The sequence below is a fragment of the Amycolatopsis sp. NPDC004747 genome, assembly GCF_053601335.1.
Genome location: NZ_JBSGBQ010000039.1, coordinates 1 through 16,392 on the forward strand (window position 1 = coordinate 1; position 16,392 = coordinate 16,392).

Consider the following 16,392-nt stretch of genomic DNA (forward strand, 5'->3'; position numbering starts at 1 on the left):
GCGCATCGTGGTGACCGGAGCGACCGGCAACATCGGGACCGGGGTCGTGCGCGCGTTGGACGCGGACCCGCAGGTCGAAGCCATCGCCAAGCTGGGACCGTGCGGGAGGCGGTGATCGCGGCTCGCCGGGCGAGCCGGTGGGTCCGGCGGATCCCGGCTTCGGCCTGGCGGCGGCGGTCCTCGCCGGTCTCCGGGAGCACCGGCGGCACCGGCCGCGGACGGCCGTGTTCGTCGACCGCGACCAGCACCAGGTAGGCCGAGGCCACGTGGACCGGCGGCACGGACCGGTCCCAGCGGTCCGCGGTGGCGCGCACGCCGATCTCCATCGACGTCGACCCCGCCCAGTTGACCTGGGCGTGCAGGTGCAGCACGTCCCCGACCCGGACCGGCTCGCGGAACACCATCTCGTCGACCGACGCGGTCACCGACGCGCCTTCCGAGTGCCGGGCGGAGACGACCCCGGCGAGCGAGTCGACCAGTTTCATCAGCACCCCGCCGTGCACGGTGCCCATGAGGTTCGTGTCGTGGTCGTCCATGATCTGCGACAGCGTCAGCCGCGACGCCGACGGCGGCTTGCCCCTCACGCGAGCTCCGCCCGGACCTCGCGCACGGCCGCGACCAGGTTTTCGAGCGCCGGCTCGGCCTCACGGTAGCCGCGGGTCTTCAACCCGCAGTCCGGGTTGGCCCACAGCCGGCCGGCGGGCACCGCACCGAGGGCCCTGCGCACCAGCGCGCCGATCTCCCCGGCGTCCGGCACGCGCGGGGAGTGGATGTCGTACACACCCGGTCCGACGCCCCGGCCGAACCCGCTCAGTCCGGTGAGCACCTCCATCTTCGACCGGGCCGCTTCGATGCTGGTGACGTCGGCGTCCATGGCGTCGATCGCGGGCAGGACGTCGCCGAACTCCGAATAGCAGAGGTGGGTGTGGATCTGGGTGGCGTCGGCGACGCCCGAGGTCGCCAGCCGGAACGCCGACACCGCCCACCGCAGGTAGCCCTCGTGGCCGGACCTGCGCAGCGGCAGCAGCTCGCGCAGCGCCGGCTCGTCGACCTGGATGATCCGGATGCCCGCCGCTTCGAGGTCGTGCACCTCGTCGCGGACGGCGAGCGCGACCTGCCGGGCCGTCTCGGCCAGGGGCTGGTCGTCGCGGACGAACGACCACGCGAGGAGCGTCACCGGGCCGGTCAGCATGCCCTTGACCGGCTTGGCGGTCAGGCTCTGGGCGTGGCCGGTCCACGACACCGTCATCGGGGCCGGGCGCGAGACGTCGCCGTGGAGGATCGGCGGGCGCACGCAGCGCGAGCCGTAGGACTGCACCCAGCCGTGTTCGGTCGCGGCGAACCCGGCCAGCTGCTCGGCGAAGTACTGCACCATGTCGTTGCGCTCGGGTTCGCCGTGCACCAGCACGTCGAGCCCGAGGTCCTCCTGCAGCCGCACCACCCGCTCGATCTCGGCGTGCATCGCCGCCGTGTAGGCGGCGTCGTCGAGCGTGCCCGCCTGGTGCGCGGCGCGCGCCTTGCGGACGTCGGCGGTCTGCGGGAACGACCCGATCGTCGTGGCCGGCAGGGGCGGCAGCCCGAGCGCGGCCCGCTGGACCGGCTCGCGCCGGGCGTACGGCGTGCGGACGGTGTCCTCGGGGCGCACCGCCGCCAGCCGGGCGCGGACGTGCTCGTCGGCCGGCTCGACGTGGTCCGCGACCGCCCGGCGCGCCGGGGAAAGGTCGACGTCCTCGCCGCGCAGCGCCCGGCCGAGCAGCACGACCTCGTCGGCCTTCTGCCGGGCGAAGGCGAGCCGGCTCTTCAGCCGCGGCGGCAGCCCGCGCTCCCGCTCGAGGTCGTAGGGCACGTGCAGCAGCGAGCACGACGTCGACACGCTGACCGTTTTCGCCACCCCGAGCAGGGTCGCGGCCTTGCCGAGCGCGCGGTTCGGGTCGGTGCGCCAGACGTTGCGGCCGTCGACGACCCCGGCCAGCACCTCCTTGTCCCGCAACGCCGGCTCGGCCGCCACCGCGTCCACAAAGGACTCGTCCGTGACCAGGTCGACGGCCAGCGCCTCGATCGGTGCGCGAGCCAGCACGCCGAGCCCGCGCCCGAGGTGGCCGTAGGCGCCGGCGACCAGGAGCTTCGGCCGCGCGGTTTCCTTGCCGAGCCGGTGGTAGGCGCGGATGAGGGCGTTCAGCTCGGTTTCGGTGCGGTCCGCGGCGAACGCGGGCTCGTCGAGCTGCACCCACTCGGCACCCGCCGCGTGCAGCCGCCGCAGCAGGTCGGCGTACCGCGGCAGCAGCGCGTCGAGCAGGTCGAGCGGGCGGAAGCCCTCGACCGGGGACTTGGCCAGCAGCAGGAACGTCACCGGCCCGACCAGCACCGGCCGGGTCTCGACGCCGAGCGCTTTCGCCTCCAGGTACTCGTCGAGCGGCTTGGTCCCGGCCAGGGTGAACGTCGTGTCCGGGCCGAGTTCCGGGACGAGGTGGTGGTAGTTCGTGTCGAACCACTTCGTCATCTCCAGCGCCGGGGCGTCCTGGACCCCGCGCGCGGCGGCGAAGCAGGTCTCCAGTGGCGGCAACCCGAGGCCGGTGAACCGTCCGGGCAGCGGGCCGAACAGCTCCGCGGTGTCGAGCACGTGGTCGTAGTGCGAAAACGTGTTGGACGGGACGGAGTCCAGCCCCGCCGCCGCCAGCTCGCGCCAGGTTCGTTCGCGCAGTTCACGGCCGGTTTCCAGCAGGGTGGCCCGGTCGATCCCGTGCGCCCAGTAGCGTTCCAGGGCGCGTTTGAGTTCCCGGTCCGGGCCGATCCGGGGGTAGCCCAGCACCGTCGTGCCGATGTCGGTCACAGCTCTCTCCTCGCGAGCTCGCAGTCCCGAGTCCGAGCACGCGTGAGAGCCGCGTTCGGTCGTGCCCATCCCGCGAGGCCCGGACTCGCGCACGCCGTCGGCGCGCGCACCACGGGCAGGTCTTCGGACTCGTGGGCGCCGAGCTCAGGTCTACCGGCCGTCGCTTCCCGGGTGCGTACCCAGTGCTTGACCACTCGCGTGGTGACGGCTTTCGTTCCCACACACCGCTGCGGGGCAGTCCCGGATTCGCACCGGGTTCCCTGTTGCCTCACCCGCGCGCGTCTGCTCGCCCGGGTGAACCAGTGGCACGCCGAGCCTAGCGGGTGGACCGGCGCCGGGCCGCTTGCACATCCCCGATGAGTACTCTACGTTCAACTGTTGTCGAAGCGGTTCGACTAAGAGTGACGGACAGCCGTCTCCTGGGGGCAGTCGAGAAGGCCATGCGCAAGCGCGATCACCACCGGCACGCCGGGGGTCGGCTCACGACCGGCCACCGGACGAACGTCCTGGCCCTGGTCGTCCCGCTGCGTGCCGGCACCCACGACGTCGTCGTGCGGGAGTTCGTGGCCGCCGCGATCTCCGCGGCCGGCGCCCGGGACCACGCCCTGCTGCTGGTCACCGCCGAAGAGGGACCCGCCGCGCTGCGCCGGGCGGTGTCTTCCGCCGTCGCCGACGGTGTCGTGGTGATGGACGTCGAAGCGGCCGACGCGCGCGTGCCGGTGCTGCTCGGGCTGGGCCGGCCGGCGCTGCTGATCGGCCTGCCGGACTCCCCGCGCGGGCTCGGCTGCCTCGACCTCGACTTCGCGGCGGCGGGCGCGCTCTGCTTCGGCCACCTCGCCGGCCTCGGGCACGAGCACGTCGCCCTGATCGGCCCGACGCCCGCGGCGTACCGGCGCGGCAGCAGCGCCGCGACCCGGCTCGCCCAGGGCTTCACGGCGGAAGCCACCCGCCGGGGCCTCCGCGCGACGACGCTGGCCTGGGGCGACACCCATTGGCGGACGCTGCGCGGCCTCGACGCGCTCTTCACCCGCCATCCGGACGTCACGGGTCTCGTCGTGCACAACGAATCGGCGCTGCCCGCGGTGCTGGCCGGCCTGCGGCAGCGCGGCCTGCGGGTGCCCGAGGACGTCTCGCTCGTCGCGGTCTGCCCGGAAAGCCTGATCGCGCACAGCCTGGTGGAGCTGACCTGCGTGGCGATCCCGGCGCGGAAGCTCGGGGCGCTGGCCGTCGAGACGGTCATCGGGCAGCTCGGCGACGGCGTCGCGCCCGGCACCCGGCTCCTCGCCCCGGAGCTGGCCGCCGGCGCCAGCACCGCGCCGCCGCGCCTGCACTGAGCCGGGCCGAATGGCTTCCCCGGCATTTTGCCACCGCCGGTATTCCGGTGATCAATTATCGGCGGTTGGTTCACGGAAATGACGTATTGCCCGGGTCACCGGGGCGGGTGTTAACGTGGCCGCGGCTATTTTGCCGCGCGCATTTGCCGAGGCGAAATCCGGGGGAACCGAGCTCAGGCGGAGGGGTTCTGGCATGCATCGAAGACTGACGGCGATGGTGGCCGCGGTCGTGGCGGGGCTGTCCCTGCCCGTTCCGGCGGCGGCGCACCCGGCCGGCCCGCCCGTCGATTCCGGACCCCGCGATTCCGGACCCCGCGATTCCGGGCAAACCGTCACGCTGATCACCGGCGACCGGGTGCGGGTGCTGCCGAATTCCCACGGGAAAAATACCGTCGTGGTCGAACCGGGCCCTGGCCGCGACCGGATCGGCTTCTTCCGCGAAACGAACACCGCCGCAACGCCCGGCGACATCACCGTCGTGCCGTCGGACGCGCTGGCGCTCGTGGCGGACGGCCGGCTCGATCCCCGGCTGTTCGACGTTTCCGAGCTGCTGCGCCAGCACCTCGCCGACTCCGCGGGGAGCACCCCGCTGATCGTCACCTATTCCGCCGGTACCGCGGCAGCCACACCGTCCGCCACGCCGCCCGCCACGACGGCCGTCCGGGACCTGCCGAGCGTGCGCGGCACGGCCCTGCGCCAGGACCGGCGCCGCGGAACGGAGTTCTGGACCTGGCTCACCGCCGGGTCCGCGCTGCGGCCCGGAGTGGGCAAGGTCTGGCTCGACGGCCTGGCCACGCCGGCCCTCGACGTCAGCGTGCCCCAGATCGGCGGCCCGGCCGCGTGGCGGGCGGGCTACACCGGCCGCGGCGTCACGGTCGGCCTGCTCGACTCCGGGGTGCGGGCCGACCACCCGGACCTGGCCGGCAAGGTCGTCGAGGCCCGGGACTTCACCGGCACCCGGCCGGACGCGAGCGACGACCTGGGGCACGGCACGCACGTCGCCGGCATCATCGCCGGGACCGGCGCCGCCTCCGGCGGCCGCTACCGCGGGGTCGCACCGGACGCCCGCTTGGTCAGCGGCAAGGTCTGCGTGTCGTACGGCTGCCCGGAGTCCGCGGTGATCGCGGGCATGGAGTGGATCGCGCCGAAGGTGCGGGTGGTCAACCTGAGCCTCGGCGGGGACGCGACCGACGGCACGGATCCGGTGTCCCAGGCGGTGAACGCGCTGACCGCCCGCTACGGCACCCTCTTCGTGGCGTCGGCGGGCAACGACCGCTCGCTCGACCTGCCCGAACCGGAACCGGTCGTCGCGCCCGCCGCGGCGGATGCCGCGCTGGCGGTCGGCAGCGTGTCGGCCCAGGACACCACGAGCGCGTTCTCCAACCGGGGCCTGCGACGCGGCGACCACGCGGTCAAGCCCGACATCGCGGCGCCGGGCGAAGGCATCGTTTCGGCCCGCGCCTCGGGCACGCGCGACGGCGACACCGCGCCGGTCGACGAGAACTACGCCCGGCTCTCCGGGACGTCGATGGCGGCCCCGCACGTCGCGGGTTCGGCGGCGCTGCTGCTCCAGGAGCACCCGGACTGGCTCGCCGGCCGGCTCAAGACCACGTTGACGAGCACCGCGAAACCCACCGCCGACGTCGTCGAGCAGGGGGCCGGCCGCGTCGACGTCGCCCGCGCGGTCACCCAGCGGGTCACCGCCACGACCGGCAGCCTCGGCTACGGTTTCGTCGCCTGGCCCCGCACCCGGCCCGTCACGAAGACCGTGACCTACCACAACGACGGGGACGCGCCCGTCACGCTGTCGCTGGCCACGGACCCGGCGCCGCTGTTCACGCCATCGGCGCCGTCCGTCGTGGTGCCCGCGCACGGTGACGCCGACGTCGGCGTCACCCTCCGGGCCGGCTCGGCCGCCGCCGGGCCGCACGGCGGCCGGCTGACGGCGACCGCACCCGGGATCGCCGTGCAGACCGCGCTCGGCGCCTTCCTGGAGGCCGAAAGCTACGACGTGTCCGTGCGGCTGATCGGCCGCGACGGGCGGTTCACCGCGGGCGTCGCGACGCTCGTGGACACCGCGACCGGAGCCGCGTTCGGCGTCCGGCCGTTCCGCGCCGACGGCACGGCCGTGGTGCGAGTGCCCAAGGGGCGCTACGACCTCAACGCCTTCGACGTGTCCGGTGATCCTTCCGGGCAGACCCGGCCCGCCGCCGTGACGTTGCTGTCCCGGCCCGGCCAGGCGGTGACCGGCGACGTTTCGTTCACGTTGGACGCCCGCGCGGGCAAACCGCTGCGCGCGGTGGTCGATCGCGCGGACGCGCGGCTGCAGGACGGCGAACTGGGCCTGGTGTCCGGGAACCCGGGCGGCACCCGCACGAACACGCTCGCCTGGATCACCCAGCCGGGCACCGAGCTGTACGCGGTGGGCTCGGACCGGGCGATCACCGACCACACCTACGCGCTGTACTTCCGGGCGACCCTGGCCGCCCGGCCGGACGGCGACTACGTCTACCGGCTGGCGCTCCTCGAACGCGGCCGCGTGCCGGCGGACCCCGTCTTCCGGGTGCGCGACCGCGACCTCGCGGTGGTCGACGTGCGTTACCACACCCAGGGAAAACCGGCGGAGAGCCTGCGCGCCGACGACGCCACCTTCGGCTTCCCGGGCGCGGACAGCGCGACCTACCAGCTCTCCGCGCCGGTCTTGCCGAGCCGGCGCACCGAGTACTACTCGACCGGGGTGAGCTGGCAGCACGTGGTGGCGGTGTACCCGGACCCGCTGACCGACGCGGAAACCGGCTACTCGTACCGGACGTACCGGCCGGGGCCGCAGCGCGCCGGCTGGAACCGCGCCCCGATCGGACCCGCTTTCGGCGCGCCCCAGGACGGCTGGGGAGTGCTGCGCGCGGAAAACCAGCTGGGGTACGCGATTCCGCTGATGTCGGGGAGCGACCCGGAGCAGTACACCGCGCCACCCGCGGGCCTCACCGGCACCGCAACGCTCTCGCGCGACGGCGTTGCGCTCGCCACGGCGCCGAACCCGGCCACCGGGGCGCTGCCGATCCCGGACGACGCGGGCACCTACACGCTGCGGTCGGTGGCCACCCGCAGCGTGCCGTGGTCGGTGGTGGGGACCGCGGCGGACGTGGCGTGGACGTTCCGCGAACCCGGCCGCGCGGCTCCGGCGAAACCGTTGCCGCTGCTGGTGGTCCGGGCCGAGGGCGCGGTCGACGAGCAGAGCCGGGCCCCGGCCGGGAAGCCGTTCGTGCTCGCGCTGACCGCGCAGCGGCAGCCCGGCGCGGGCGAGTTCCGCCTGGCGGACCTGCGCGTCGAGACGTCGGCCGACGACGGTGCGAAGTGGACACCCGCGCCCACGGTCCGCATCGGCAACGGCGGTCTCGCGGTGGTGCGCAACCCGGCGGGCAACGGGTTCGTGTCGTTGCGGATCACCGCACGGGACACCGAAGGCAACTCGGTGAGCCAGACCGTGCTCAGGGCGTACCAGACAGCACCGTGACGGCGATGGCGGCGAGCGGGACGACGAAGGCGGCCCCGGTCAGGGCGCGCAAGGCCCGGCCGTGGGCCCGCCATTCGCCGTCCCAGCCGCTTTCGCCGTCGTAGCGCAGGTTCGCCGTCGTCATCAACGCGCGGCCCAGCCCGAACCCCGCGCCCGCGCCCAGCGCCGCGGGCAGCGAAGCCGTGAGGGCCACGGCGACCGCGGCGACGTACGGCAGGCCGCTGGGCAGGTAGGTGCGGGCACCCGTGCCCATCTCCAAGCCGAACTGGAGCGGGCCGAGGTGCCGGCCCAGCCGGAACACCGTGTCCGGGACCAGCCGCCGGTTCTCCGGCAGCCGGAACGACCACACGCCCGTTTCCCGCAGCAGCACCGCGCCCAGCACCGCGGCCACCACGGCCCAGGACGCGGCCGCCGGCAGGGGCGCGCGCAGCAGGGAACCCACCACGAGCAGGACGAGCGCGCTCAGTGCGCCGCCGCAGACGAGCCCGGCGCAGAACGCCAGTGTCGGAGTGCCTCGCCAGACCGGCGAGCTCAGCACGAAGGCCGAGTTCCGGCTTCAACTGGAGCCGCTGGTGGCGAACCCGGCCGCCGCGCACAGGACGAGCCACGCACCGGGCAGCAGCCGTCCCGGCGCAAACCGGAGTGCGACCGTCACCGCAGCCGCGGCGAGCACCAGCGCGGCGGCGATCGTCAGCGGGTGCCACCGGCGCCGGGGAACCGCGTGGATCACAGGGCGGCGCGGCAGATCGTCAGGTACGTCTGGCCGGTGTACCCGCCGCCCCAGAACGTGGAGAAGCCGTCGGAGCAGCGGTAAACTTTCTGGTCCGGCGTCGTCCACCGCCAGGCGTTCCGGCCCGCGAACTGGCCGCACGTGTTGGCCACCGGCTGGTGGTCGACCTGGATGCCGTCCTCGGTCCACGTGCCGTACTTGTGCCAGCCCGCGTCGCAGTAGGTGCTCCCCCGCCAGAACCCGCCGAAGCAGGCGGCGTAGGTGTTGACGTAGGCGCCGCTGGTGTCGGTCAGTTCGGCGTAGCCCGAGGGGTAGGCGTCCCGGCAGTCGTTGCGGTCGTAGCCCGGCATGCCGTACGGGCTGGACTCGGCGTCCGCCTTCCGGACGCGGGACAGGCCGGACCAGTCCAGTGCGGTCGCGCCGATCGTCAGCGCGCCGAGCGCCACCGCGCGCAGGAACGTCCGGCGCGTGCCGCGGACCTTCAGCTTCCGGCCCGCGCGGGTGCCCGCGGCACCCGGGCCCGGGCGGTCAAGGTCGGGAATGCGCGCCAACTCCAGCGTCACCGGCTCCACCTCCTGGCTGCGGACCGGCCCAGCCGGCCAGTGTCGTGTCCACTTCGGACGCCCGGACCGGCAGCAGCACCCGCCGGACGCGGCCGGAGCCGTCGAGCAGCATCAGCACCGGCGGCGAGAGGTGGGAGACCGAACGCCACGCTTCGCCGTCGCTGACCACCGGCAGGCCGTGCGCGAGCCCGGCCCACGTCTCCGGTGGTTCGTGGGTCAGCAAGGTCGCTTCCGCGCCGAGCCCGGCCAGCCGCTCGACCACGGTCAGGCACAGCGGGCAGCCCGAGTCGACCGCCGCCACGATCCGCCCCGCGAACCGCGGGCCCAGCACCAGGTCGGGCGGCGCGGCCGCGAACCCGTCCGTGCTCTTGGCGACCATCCCGCGCAGCAACCGGACTTCGCGCAGCACGGCCGCGAGCCCGAAGAACAGCAGGATGATCGCCGCCCACGTGAGGAGGGTGAGCGCGGTCGACGGGGTCATCGGCGGTCCCAGGCGACGTCGATGCCGTCGAGCCAGTCGAGCCTGTCCCGCTCGGTCTTCGCCGCCGTGTCCGCGAGGTGCACCTCGGCCACGCCCGCCGGGCAGCCGAGGACGAAGGACCTCCTGGCGTACCCGGACTTCCAGACTTCGCCGTGTTTCGTGCGCGCGCCCGCGTGCCGGGGGAGCAAGGCCGCGGCTTGGCGCGGCGCGGGGATCGAGAGCGAACCGTGGTCCTTCACCACGACCACGAGGTGTTCGTTCGCCGGGTCCAGCAGCGTCTCGGCGCGCGGGACGACGGTCATGCCGTCGACGTGGTCTTCGATGCGCAGCGAGCCGAACAGGGCCAGCACGCGGTCGCGGCGGGGCGCCGGCCCGGCGTACACCGTCATCAGCTCGTGGTAGGCGCCGAGCAGCGTGGCCACGGACGACTGCCCGTCGCGGGCCTCGGCGACGACCACCTCCCGGCCGTGCACGACCAGCCGTTCCCGGGTGTCCGCCGGAGCGACGTGCGTGCACGCGAAGTCGTGGTAGCCGCGCGAGCCGATCTGGAACCCGGTGCCGTACGAGCCGCCGACGAACCGGACGCCGGCCACGACGTGCGAAACCGGAGCCGTGGCAGGCAGGCTCACGGTCACCCGGCCCCCGCTCGGCGCCACCAATCGCAGCCGTTGCGCCCCCATGAGACCTCCGATTCCCGGAATCCGCCCGATGCAGAGTAGCCGACGGATTCCGCACTGGCCATATTCGTTTTCCAACGTTTCTCGAATTGCTCCGAACGGGGGACGGCATTTCTGTCGGCAATGCCGGGCCCGCGAATAAGGTGTTGTCATGCTCGCCTTCTGGACCGCGGTAACAACGGCGTTCGGGGCGGTTCTCCTGACCGCGGCCGGCACCGCGCACGCGGTACGCCACCGGGAGCACCGCGCGGTGCTGCGCGTCCACCGGCTGCTGCCGCCGTTCGTGGCCGCGCCGGTCGCGGGCGCCGAAATCGCCGTCGGCGCGGCCATGCTCGCCACACTGCCGGCCGCCCCGGCGGCAACGGTTGTTCCCGCCGCGGCGCAAGCCGTGCTGTATTGCGCTTTCGCCGGTTATGCGGCGGTGCTGCGGACGCGCCGGCCGGGTGTGCCGTGCGGGTGTTTCGGCGGGGAGGCGGTGTCGTGGGTGGTGGTGTGCCGAGCCGTTGCGCTCGCCGCGGGCAGTGCCGGGTGCGCGGTCGCCGGCGTACCCGCGCCGGCGTCGGACCGGTGGGTGTGCCTGGCCGCGGGCGTGGTCCTCGCGATGGCGAACCACCTGATTCCGGCGTGGTGGGCAGCGGGCGGCCGAAAACCCGGCCGCGCTTTTCGATGATCGTTTCGGGTTCGGCCCGCCCCCACCCTGTTTTCCCCACTGCGCCACCACCCCGTGCCCCGGCTCCCCGGCGCCGCGCTAGCATCCCGGCGGCGGCCGCGCCGATCGGGAGGCGAAAATGGCGGACGAACGCGGTGTCGAGGCCGTCGAACAGTGGTTCCGGCGCCGGGGCCTGCCCGCCGTCGTGCGGGGACGGCCGGCGCACCTGCTGGTCCGGATCGCCCCGGCCGTCGTCTTCATCGCCGCCTGGCAGGTGCTCACCGCCCTGCTGTCCGCCGTGGACGGTGAGACCGACGCGGACTTCGACCGGCTCATGGAGAGCGACCTCTTCGCGCTCGGCTACACCAGCTTGCTGCTGAGCCTGGTCGTCTTCCCGGCCCTCGGCTCCTGGCTCACCGCGCGCTGGGTGCGGCGCAAGCTGGTCGACCGCGGCGGGACCGGGACCGCGGCGGTCCTGGCGGCCGGCTTCGCGATCGTCGTCCCCGTCGTCGGCCGGCTGGCCGAAGGCGGCTCGATGCCGCTCGGCTTCCTCACCCAGCTCGCGATCCTGGCCGGGCTGTTCGCGGCCGCCTTCGTCGGGGTCGGCTCGATCGTCGGCTGGGCGCTGCGGGCCGCGTACCGCCAGACACGGCTGCTCGGCGAGCTGACCAGCCGGGCGCTGCCCCTGCTGCTGCTGTTCACCGTCTTCGGGTTCTTCACCACCGAGATCTGGCAGGTCGGCGCCGCCCTGCCGCGGCAGCGGATGTGGCTGGTCGTCGGGCTCTTCGCCGTGGTCGCCGTGGTCTTCCTGCTCGCCATGCTCAAGGACGAGGTCACCCGGCTGACCCAGTCGCGCACCGCCCCGGTCGGCCTCGACAAGCTGCGCGAAACCCCGCTGGCGACCTTCCTCGAGGACGACGTCGCCGCCGAACGGCTCCCGCTCACGAAGCTGGAACGGGCGAACATGGTCCTCGTCCTGATGCTGACCCAGGTGCTGCAGACCTTCGTGCTCGCCACGCTCGTGTTCGTCTTCTTCGTCGTCTTCGGCATCGTCGCGGTGCAGCACGCGGTGATCAAGGCGTGGATCGGCCGCGACCCCGCGAGCGGCACGCTGTTCGGCATCCAGCTGCCGATCCCCCAGGAACTGCTGCAGGTCTCCCTGTTCATCGCCGCGTTCTCGGGCCTGTACTTCGCCGCGTCGACGGTGACCGACGCCAAGTACCGCAGCGCCTTCTTCGACCCGCTCGCCGACCACCTGGCGGTGAGCCTGGTGGCCAGGGACCTCTACCTCGGCCGCCTCCTCGGCGAGCCCGAGCCGAAGCCGGTCCGGTAGCCGACCCGGCGAGGAGCCGGGACGATGTCCGGATTGTGCCGTCCGCCACCTTGTAGGTTAGGTAAGCCTGACCTTATTGTCCTCGTGTGTCCCTGGTCCCCCACCCCGGCGTCCACGCCCACGAGCTCGACGTCGCCTACGGCACCGACGTCGTCGTGCGGGCGGCGTCCGTCTCCCTGCACGCGGGGACTGTCACCGCGCTGATCGGCCCGAACGGCAGCGGGAAGTCGACGCTGCTGCGGGCGCTCGCCCGGCTGCACCCGCCGGTCGCCGGCGCCGTCACCTTCGCCGACGGCGCCGACCTGCGCGCACTGTCCGGAAAGGACATCGCCAAGCGGATCACCCTGCTGTCGCAGCACCGGACCGCGCCGGGTGGCGTGTGCGTCCGGGAGCTGGTCGAGTTCGGACGGCACCCGCACCGGTCGCGCTGGGGCGGCCGCGACCCGGACGGGGCCGCAGCCGTCGCGCGCGCGATGGAGCTGACCGGCCTGTCCGCCCTGGCCGACCGGCCCGTGCAGGCCCTCTCCGGCGGGCAGGCGCAGCGGGTGTGGCTCGCCGCCTGCCTGGCCCAGGACACCGCGCTGCTGCTGCTCGACGAGCCCACGACCTTCCTCGACCTGCGCTACCAGGTCGAGGTCCTCGACGTCGTCCGCGACCTCGCCGACTCCCACGGCGTCGGCGTCGGGGTGGTGCTGCACGACCTCGACCAGGCCGCCGCGGTCGCCGACCGGGTGCTGCTGCTCGAAGCCGGCCGGGTCACCGCCGAGGGCTCCCCCGCCGAAGTGCTGACGCCGGGCAACCTCAGCCGCGCCTACGGCATCCGCGTGGACGTCGTGACCGACCCGGCCGACGGCCGGATCCACACCCGGGCGGTCGGCCGCTTCAACGACGCCGCGTCCGCCTGACCCATCGAAAACAGGAGAAACATGCGGTTCACCCGGACCCTCCTCGGCCTGTCCGCGGCCGCCACGTTCTTCGTGGCCGGCTGCGGTACCACCGAGGCGCCCACGAGCAACGCCGCCGCCACCGGAAGCGGCGCCGGCCCGATCACCGTCGTCGACGCGCGCGGCAAGGAGGTGAAGCTGCCCGGCCCGGCCAAGCGGGTCGCGGCGACCGAGTGGAACGCCGTCGAGCACCTCGTGTCGCTCGGCGTCATGCCGGTCGGCGTGTCCGACATCAAGGGCTACGGCCAGTGGGTCAGTGCCGAGAAGCTCGACGGCACCCCGAAGGACATCGGTACCCGCGGCGAGCCGAGCCTCGACACGCTCGGCTCGCTCGGGCCGGACCTCGTGGTCGTCACCGACAGCGTGACCGAAGGAGCGCTGGAGCAGATCGAGGCGAAGGTCCCGGTCGTCGTCCTCAACGGCGGCAACGCCAAGGACCCGGTCGCCGGGATGTACGCCAACCTGGACACCATCGCCAAGGCCACCGGCACCGAGACCGAGGCAGCGCAGCTGAAAGCCGAGTTCGAGCAGAAGCTGGCCGCCGGCCGGGCCGCGGTGGAACAGTCGGGCGCGCTGGGGCAGAAGGTCGCGTTCTCCGACGCCTACGTCACCTCCGGCTCGGTCGGCATCCGGCCCTACACCAGGGGCGCACTCGTGTCCGCGGTGTTCGCCCGCCTCGGCCTCGAGACCGCGTGGCCGATGGACGGCGACGCGGTCTACGGCCTGGCCAAGGCCGACGTCGAAGGCCTGACCCAGCTGCCCGACGTGCGGTTCTGGTACATCGCCAACAACGCCGAAGGTGACCCGTACCGGCAGGAGCTGGCCGGCAACGCGATCTGGACGAACCTCCCGTTCGTCAAGAGCGGCAAGGTGCACCGCTTCCCGGACTCGCTCTGGATGTTCGGCGGGCCGAAGTCGATGGCGCAGTTCGTCGACGCGGCCGTCGACGCGCTGAAGAAGTAGCGTGCTCACCCTGACCGGGCCCCGGCCGCCCGCGGTCGCCGTCCGGCGACGCGGGCGGCTCGTGCTGCTCGGGAGCGGGCTCGCCGCAGTGATCCTGCTGTTTTCGGCCGTGCACCTGACGCAGGGCACCGCGAACCTGGACGTGCTCGACGTGCTGCGACCGGCCGTCGGCGGCGCGACCGGCGACCCGGCCGCGGTGGTGCTCGAGTCGCGGTTGCCGCGCCTGCTCGCGGCGCTGCTCGTCGGGAGCGCGCTCGGCGTCGCCGGTGCGGTGCTGCAATCGGTGTCCCGCAACACCTTGGCGTCGCCGGACACCCTGGCCGTCAACGCCGGCGCGCAGCTGGCGGTGGTGGCCGTCGCCGCGTTCGGCGTCTCGCTGCCCCTGCTCGGCGCGGCCGGCATCGCCTTCGCGGGCGGGCTGGCGGCGGCCGCGCTCGTGCTCGCGCTGGCCGGCACCGGGGGCACCGGGATCGTGCGGCTGGTGCTGGCGGGCACCGCGATCGCGCTGGCCCTGATCTCGGTGACCCAGGTCCTGTTGCTGTTGTACGCCCAGGAAACCCGCGGTCTCTTCGCCTGGGGCGAGGGAGCGCTGGAGCAGAACGGGCTCGGCGGCGTCCGGACGCTCGGGCCCGTCGCCGGGGTGGCGCTGGCCGCGCTGCTGGCCATGTCCCGGCGGCTGGACCTGATCCACGTCGGCGACGACCACGCCAGGACCCTGGGTGTCCACATCGGACGCGTCCGCTGTGGAGCGATCGCGCTGGCGGTGCTGCTGGCCGCGACGGCGGTGACCTTGGCCGGCCCGATCGGGTTCGTCGGCCTCGCCGCGCCGGCCGTGGCCCGGCTGCTCGCGTCCGTGGTGCCCGGCCTGCACCGGCACGCGGCGCTGCTCCCGTGCTCCGCGGCGCTCGGCGCGGTTCTCCTGCTGGGCGCCGACGTGCTGCTCCGCGCGCTCGCCGGCCCGCAGCGTGCTCTGGAGGTGCCGACCGGAGTCGTGACGACGATCCTCGGCGCGCTCTTCCTCGTGGTGCTGGCCCGGACGGCCCGGACCACCGCCGGGACCGCCGAACCACCCGCCGCCGGCGCGCGCGGCGGCGTGAGCGCGGTGCGGTACCGGGTGGTTCTCGCCGGGCTGGTGCTCGCGGTGACCGGCGTCGCCGTGGGGGCGGTCCTGCTCGGTGACGCGAAACTGCTGCTGGGCGACGTCGTCAACTGGGTGAGCGGCCGGGCGGGCCCGATCGTCACCGGCGTGCTGGACACCCGTGTCCCGCGCGTGGTGGCCGCGCTGCTGGCGGGCGCGGCGCTGGCGCTGGGCGGCGCGCTCACCCAGGCCGTGGCCCGCAATCCCCTGGCCGAGCCGGGGATGATCGGGGTCGTCGGCGGGGCGGGCCTCGGCGCGGTCGCGGTGATCACGGCCGTGTCCGGGGTCGGGTTCTGGACGGTGACGGGCTTCGCGGGCCTGGGCGCCGCGTGCTCGATGGCCGTGGTCTTCGCCGTGGCCGCCCGGGGCGGGTTCGCCGGCGAACGCCTGGTGCTGATCGGCTTCGGCGTGCACGCGGCGGCGCAGGCGCTGGTGACGCTGCTGATCACGCTGTCCGACCCGTGGAACGAGACCAAGGCGCTCACCTGGCTGGGTGGCTCGACCTACGGCCGGACCTTCGCCCACCTCGTGCCGATGGCGCTGGCCCTGCTGCTGGTGGCGCCGGTGCTCGTCCGCCTGCGGCGCGAGCTCGACCTGCTGGCGCTGGACGACGAAACGCCGCGGGTGCTGGGCGTACCCGTGGCCCGGACGCGGTTGCTGCTGCTGTCGTGCGCCGTCCTGCTGACCGGCGCGGCGGTCGCGGGGATCGGGGTGCTGACGTTCGTCGGCCTGGTCGCCCCGCACGCGGCGCGCGCGATCGTGGGCAGCAGGCACTCCCGCCTGCTGCCCGCCGCGGCGCTGCTGGGCGCAATCGGGGTCGGCGCGGCCGACACCGCCGGCCGCACCCTCATCGCCCCCGGCCAGCTCCCGGCCGGACTGATGACCGCGATCGTCGGCGCGCCCTACTTCGGGTGGCTCCTGTACCGGCACCGCACGAAGGCGGGCCGCTGAGCCCTATTCGGCCGTGGTCTTCCCACCGCGTCGCCGTCGCCGGACCACGGCCGCCACGAGCAGCACCACGGGCAGGCCGGTGACCAGCAACCCCTCGGCGGGCGCCGGCACGACGTCCGGGTGCGCCGGGGCGGCCAGACCGGCCGCACCACCGGGGAAGCTCTGGGCGGGCGGACCACCACCGCACCCGTTCTGCTCGTGCCAGTGCCCGGCGACTGCGTATTCGATGGCGGTGGGCATCCCTGACCCCTCCTCGGGCGGGCGGAGCTTCTCCGGAACCGCAGA

14 protein-coding genes, 1 pseudogene and 1 riboswitch are annotated in these 16,392 nt (G+C 74.0%); of the genes and pseudogenes, 7 read left to right on the plus strand and 8 right to left on the minus strand.

The window, feature by feature from the left end; translation table 11 throughout:
- Positions 1 to 359: 359 nt before the first annotated feature.
- Together ACWEGE_RS40060 and metE are read right to left on the minus strand one after the other, a co-directional pair.
- A pseudogene (locus ACWEGE_RS40060) lies at positions 360 to 536 on the minus strand (hotdog domain-containing protein); the annotation flags it as partial.
- Between the two features lie 44 nt (positions 537 to 580).
- A complete protein-coding gene (gene metE / locus ACWEGE_RS40065) occupies positions 581 to 2,830 on the minus strand; it encodes a 5-methyltetrahydropteroyltriglutamate--homocysteine S-methyltransferase (RefSeq protein WP_449665711.1) in 2,250 nt (749 codons plus the stop codon).
- 97 nt (positions 2,831 to 2,927) lie between these two features.
- A riboswitch (cobalamin riboswitch) is annotated at positions 2,928 to 3,149 on the minus strand.
- A 121-nt stretch (positions 3,150 to 3,270) separates the two neighbouring features.
- Between metE and ACWEGE_RS40070 the strand changes: the two genes are divergently transcribed.
- Together ACWEGE_RS40070 and ACWEGE_RS40075 are read left to right on the plus strand one after the other, a co-directional pair.
- Positions 3,271 to 4,164: a LacI family DNA-binding transcriptional regulator gene (locus tag ACWEGE_RS40070; protein WP_449665712.1), complete on the plus strand. Its 894-nt coding sequence runs from the start codon at positions 3,271 to 3,273 to the stop codon at positions 4,162 to 4,164.
- A gap of 193 nt (positions 4,165 to 4,357) precedes the next feature.
- Positions 4,358 to 7,678 carry a S8 family serine peptidase gene (locus tag ACWEGE_RS40075; protein WP_449665713.1) on the plus strand — a complete coding sequence of 1,107 codons (3,321 nt, stop codon included), beginning with the start codon at positions 4,358 to 4,360 and terminating at the stop codon, positions 7,676 to 7,678.
- Here the strand turns inward: ACWEGE_RS40075 and ACWEGE_RS40080 are convergent.
- The 5 genes from ACWEGE_RS40080 to ACWEGE_RS40100 are packed head-to-tail and all read right to left on the minus strand — an operon-like array spanning position 7,653 to position 10,132.
- Entirely contained in the window at positions 7,653 to 8,216 is a 564-nt protein-coding gene (locus tag ACWEGE_RS40080; RefSeq protein ID WP_449665714.1) for a hypothetical protein, read from the minus strand. The two genes, ACWEGE_RS40075 and ACWEGE_RS40080, sit on opposite strands and share 26 nt — an antisense overlap.
- A gap of 18 nt (positions 8,217 to 8,234) precedes the next feature.
- Positions 8,235 to 8,408 (minus strand): hypothetical protein, encoded by a 174-nt coding sequence (locus ACWEGE_RS40085; RefSeq protein ID WP_449665715.1) that lies wholly within the window; start codon positions 8,406 to 8,408, stop codon positions 8,235 to 8,237.
- Positions 8,405 to 8,971 carry a hypothetical protein gene (locus ACWEGE_RS40090; protein WP_449665716.1) on the minus strand — a complete coding sequence of 189 codons (567 nt, stop codon included), beginning with the start codon at positions 8,969 to 8,971 and terminating at the stop codon, positions 8,405 to 8,407. The genes ACWEGE_RS40085 and ACWEGE_RS40090 overlap by 4 nt, the downstream gene beginning before the upstream one ends.
- Positions 8,937 to 9,452, minus strand: a complete 516-nt coding sequence (locus tag ACWEGE_RS40095) for a hypothetical protein (RefSeq protein ID WP_449665717.1) — start codon at positions 9,450 to 9,452, stop codon at positions 8,937 to 8,939. Before ACWEGE_RS40095 ends, ACWEGE_RS40090 begins: the two co-directional genes overlap by 35 nt.
- A complete protein-coding gene (locus ACWEGE_RS40100; RefSeq protein ID WP_449665718.1) occupies positions 9,449 to 10,132 on the minus strand; it encodes a hypothetical protein in 684 nt (227 codons plus the stop codon). The genes ACWEGE_RS40095 and ACWEGE_RS40100 overlap by 4 nt, the downstream gene beginning before the upstream one ends.
- Positions 10,133 to 10,280: 148 nt before the next feature.
- Between ACWEGE_RS40100 and ACWEGE_RS40105 the strand changes: the two genes are divergently transcribed.
- The 5 genes from ACWEGE_RS40105 (at position 10,281) to ACWEGE_RS40125 (ending at position 16,107) form a co-directional block, all read left to right on the plus strand.
- Positions 10,281 to 10,799: a MauE/DoxX family redox-associated membrane protein gene (locus ACWEGE_RS40105; protein WP_449665719.1), complete on the plus strand. Its 519-nt coding sequence runs from the start codon at positions 10,281 to 10,283 to the stop codon at positions 10,797 to 10,799.
- A gap of 118 nt (positions 10,800 to 10,917) precedes the next feature.
- Positions 10,918 to 12,111, plus strand: a complete 1,194-nt coding sequence (locus ACWEGE_RS40110; RefSeq protein ID WP_449665720.1) for a hypothetical protein — start codon at positions 10,918 to 10,920, stop codon at positions 12,109 to 12,111.
- An 86-nt stretch (positions 12,112 to 12,197) separates the two neighbouring features.
- Positions 12,198 to 13,016 carry an ABC transporter ATP-binding protein gene (locus tag ACWEGE_RS40115; RefSeq protein ID WP_449665721.1) on the plus strand — a complete coding sequence of 273 codons (819 nt, stop codon included), beginning with the start codon at positions 12,198 to 12,200 and terminating at the stop codon, positions 13,014 to 13,016.
- 21 nt (positions 13,017 to 13,037) lie between these two features.
- Positions 13,038 to 14,018, plus strand: a complete 981-nt coding sequence (locus ACWEGE_RS40120) for an ABC transporter substrate-binding protein (RefSeq protein WP_449665722.1) — start codon at positions 13,038 to 13,040, stop codon at positions 14,016 to 14,018.
- A 1-nt stretch (position 14,019) separates the two neighbouring features.
- Positions 14,020 to 16,107, plus strand: a complete 2,088-nt coding sequence (locus ACWEGE_RS40125; RefSeq protein WP_449665723.1) for an iron ABC transporter permease — start codon at positions 14,020 to 14,022, stop codon at positions 16,105 to 16,107.
- 3 nt (positions 16,108 to 16,110) lie between these two features.
- Here the strand turns inward: ACWEGE_RS40125 and ACWEGE_RS40130 are convergent, their stop codons facing one another.
- Positions 16,111 to 16,347, minus strand: coding sequence for a hypothetical protein (locus ACWEGE_RS40130; RefSeq protein WP_449665724.1), 237 nt, complete (start codon positions 16,345 to 16,347; stop codon positions 16,111 to 16,113).
- Positions 16,348 to 16,392 lie beyond the last annotated feature (45 nt).

Bases quoted from the DNA above. Each gene is read 5' to 3' on its own strand.
- ACWEGE_RS40075 (WP_449665713.1), top strand. From the start codon at position 4,358: ATGCATCGAAGACTGACGGCGATGGTGGCCGCGGTCGTGGCGGGGCTG.
- ACWEGE_RS40070 (WP_449665712.1), top strand. From the start codon at position 3,271: ATGCGCAAGCGCGATCACCACCGGCACGCCGGGGGTCGGCTCACGACC.
- ACWEGE_RS40105 (WP_449665719.1), top strand. From the start codon at position 10,281: ATGCTCGCCTTCTGGACCGCGGTAACAACGGCGTTCGGGGCGGTTCTC.
- ACWEGE_RS40120 (WP_449665722.1), top strand. From the start codon at position 13,038: ATGCGGTTCACCCGGACCCTCCTCGGCCTGTCCGCGGCCGCCACGTTC.
- ACWEGE_RS40130 (WP_449665724.1), bottom strand. From the start codon at position 16,347: ATGCCCACCGCCATCGAATACGCAGTCGCCGGGCACTGGCACGAGCAG.
- ACWEGE_RS40095 (WP_449665717.1), bottom strand. From the start codon at position 9,452: ATGACCCCGTCGACCGCGCTCACCCTCCTCACGTGGGCGGCGATCATC.
- ACWEGE_RS40100 (WP_449665718.1), bottom strand. From the start codon at position 10,132: ATGGGGGCGCAACGGCTGCGATTGGTGGCGCCGAGCGGGGGCCGGGTG.
- ACWEGE_RS40110 (WP_449665720.1), top strand. From the start codon at position 10,918: ATGGCGGACGAACGCGGTGTCGAGGCCGTCGAACAGTGGTTCCGGCGC.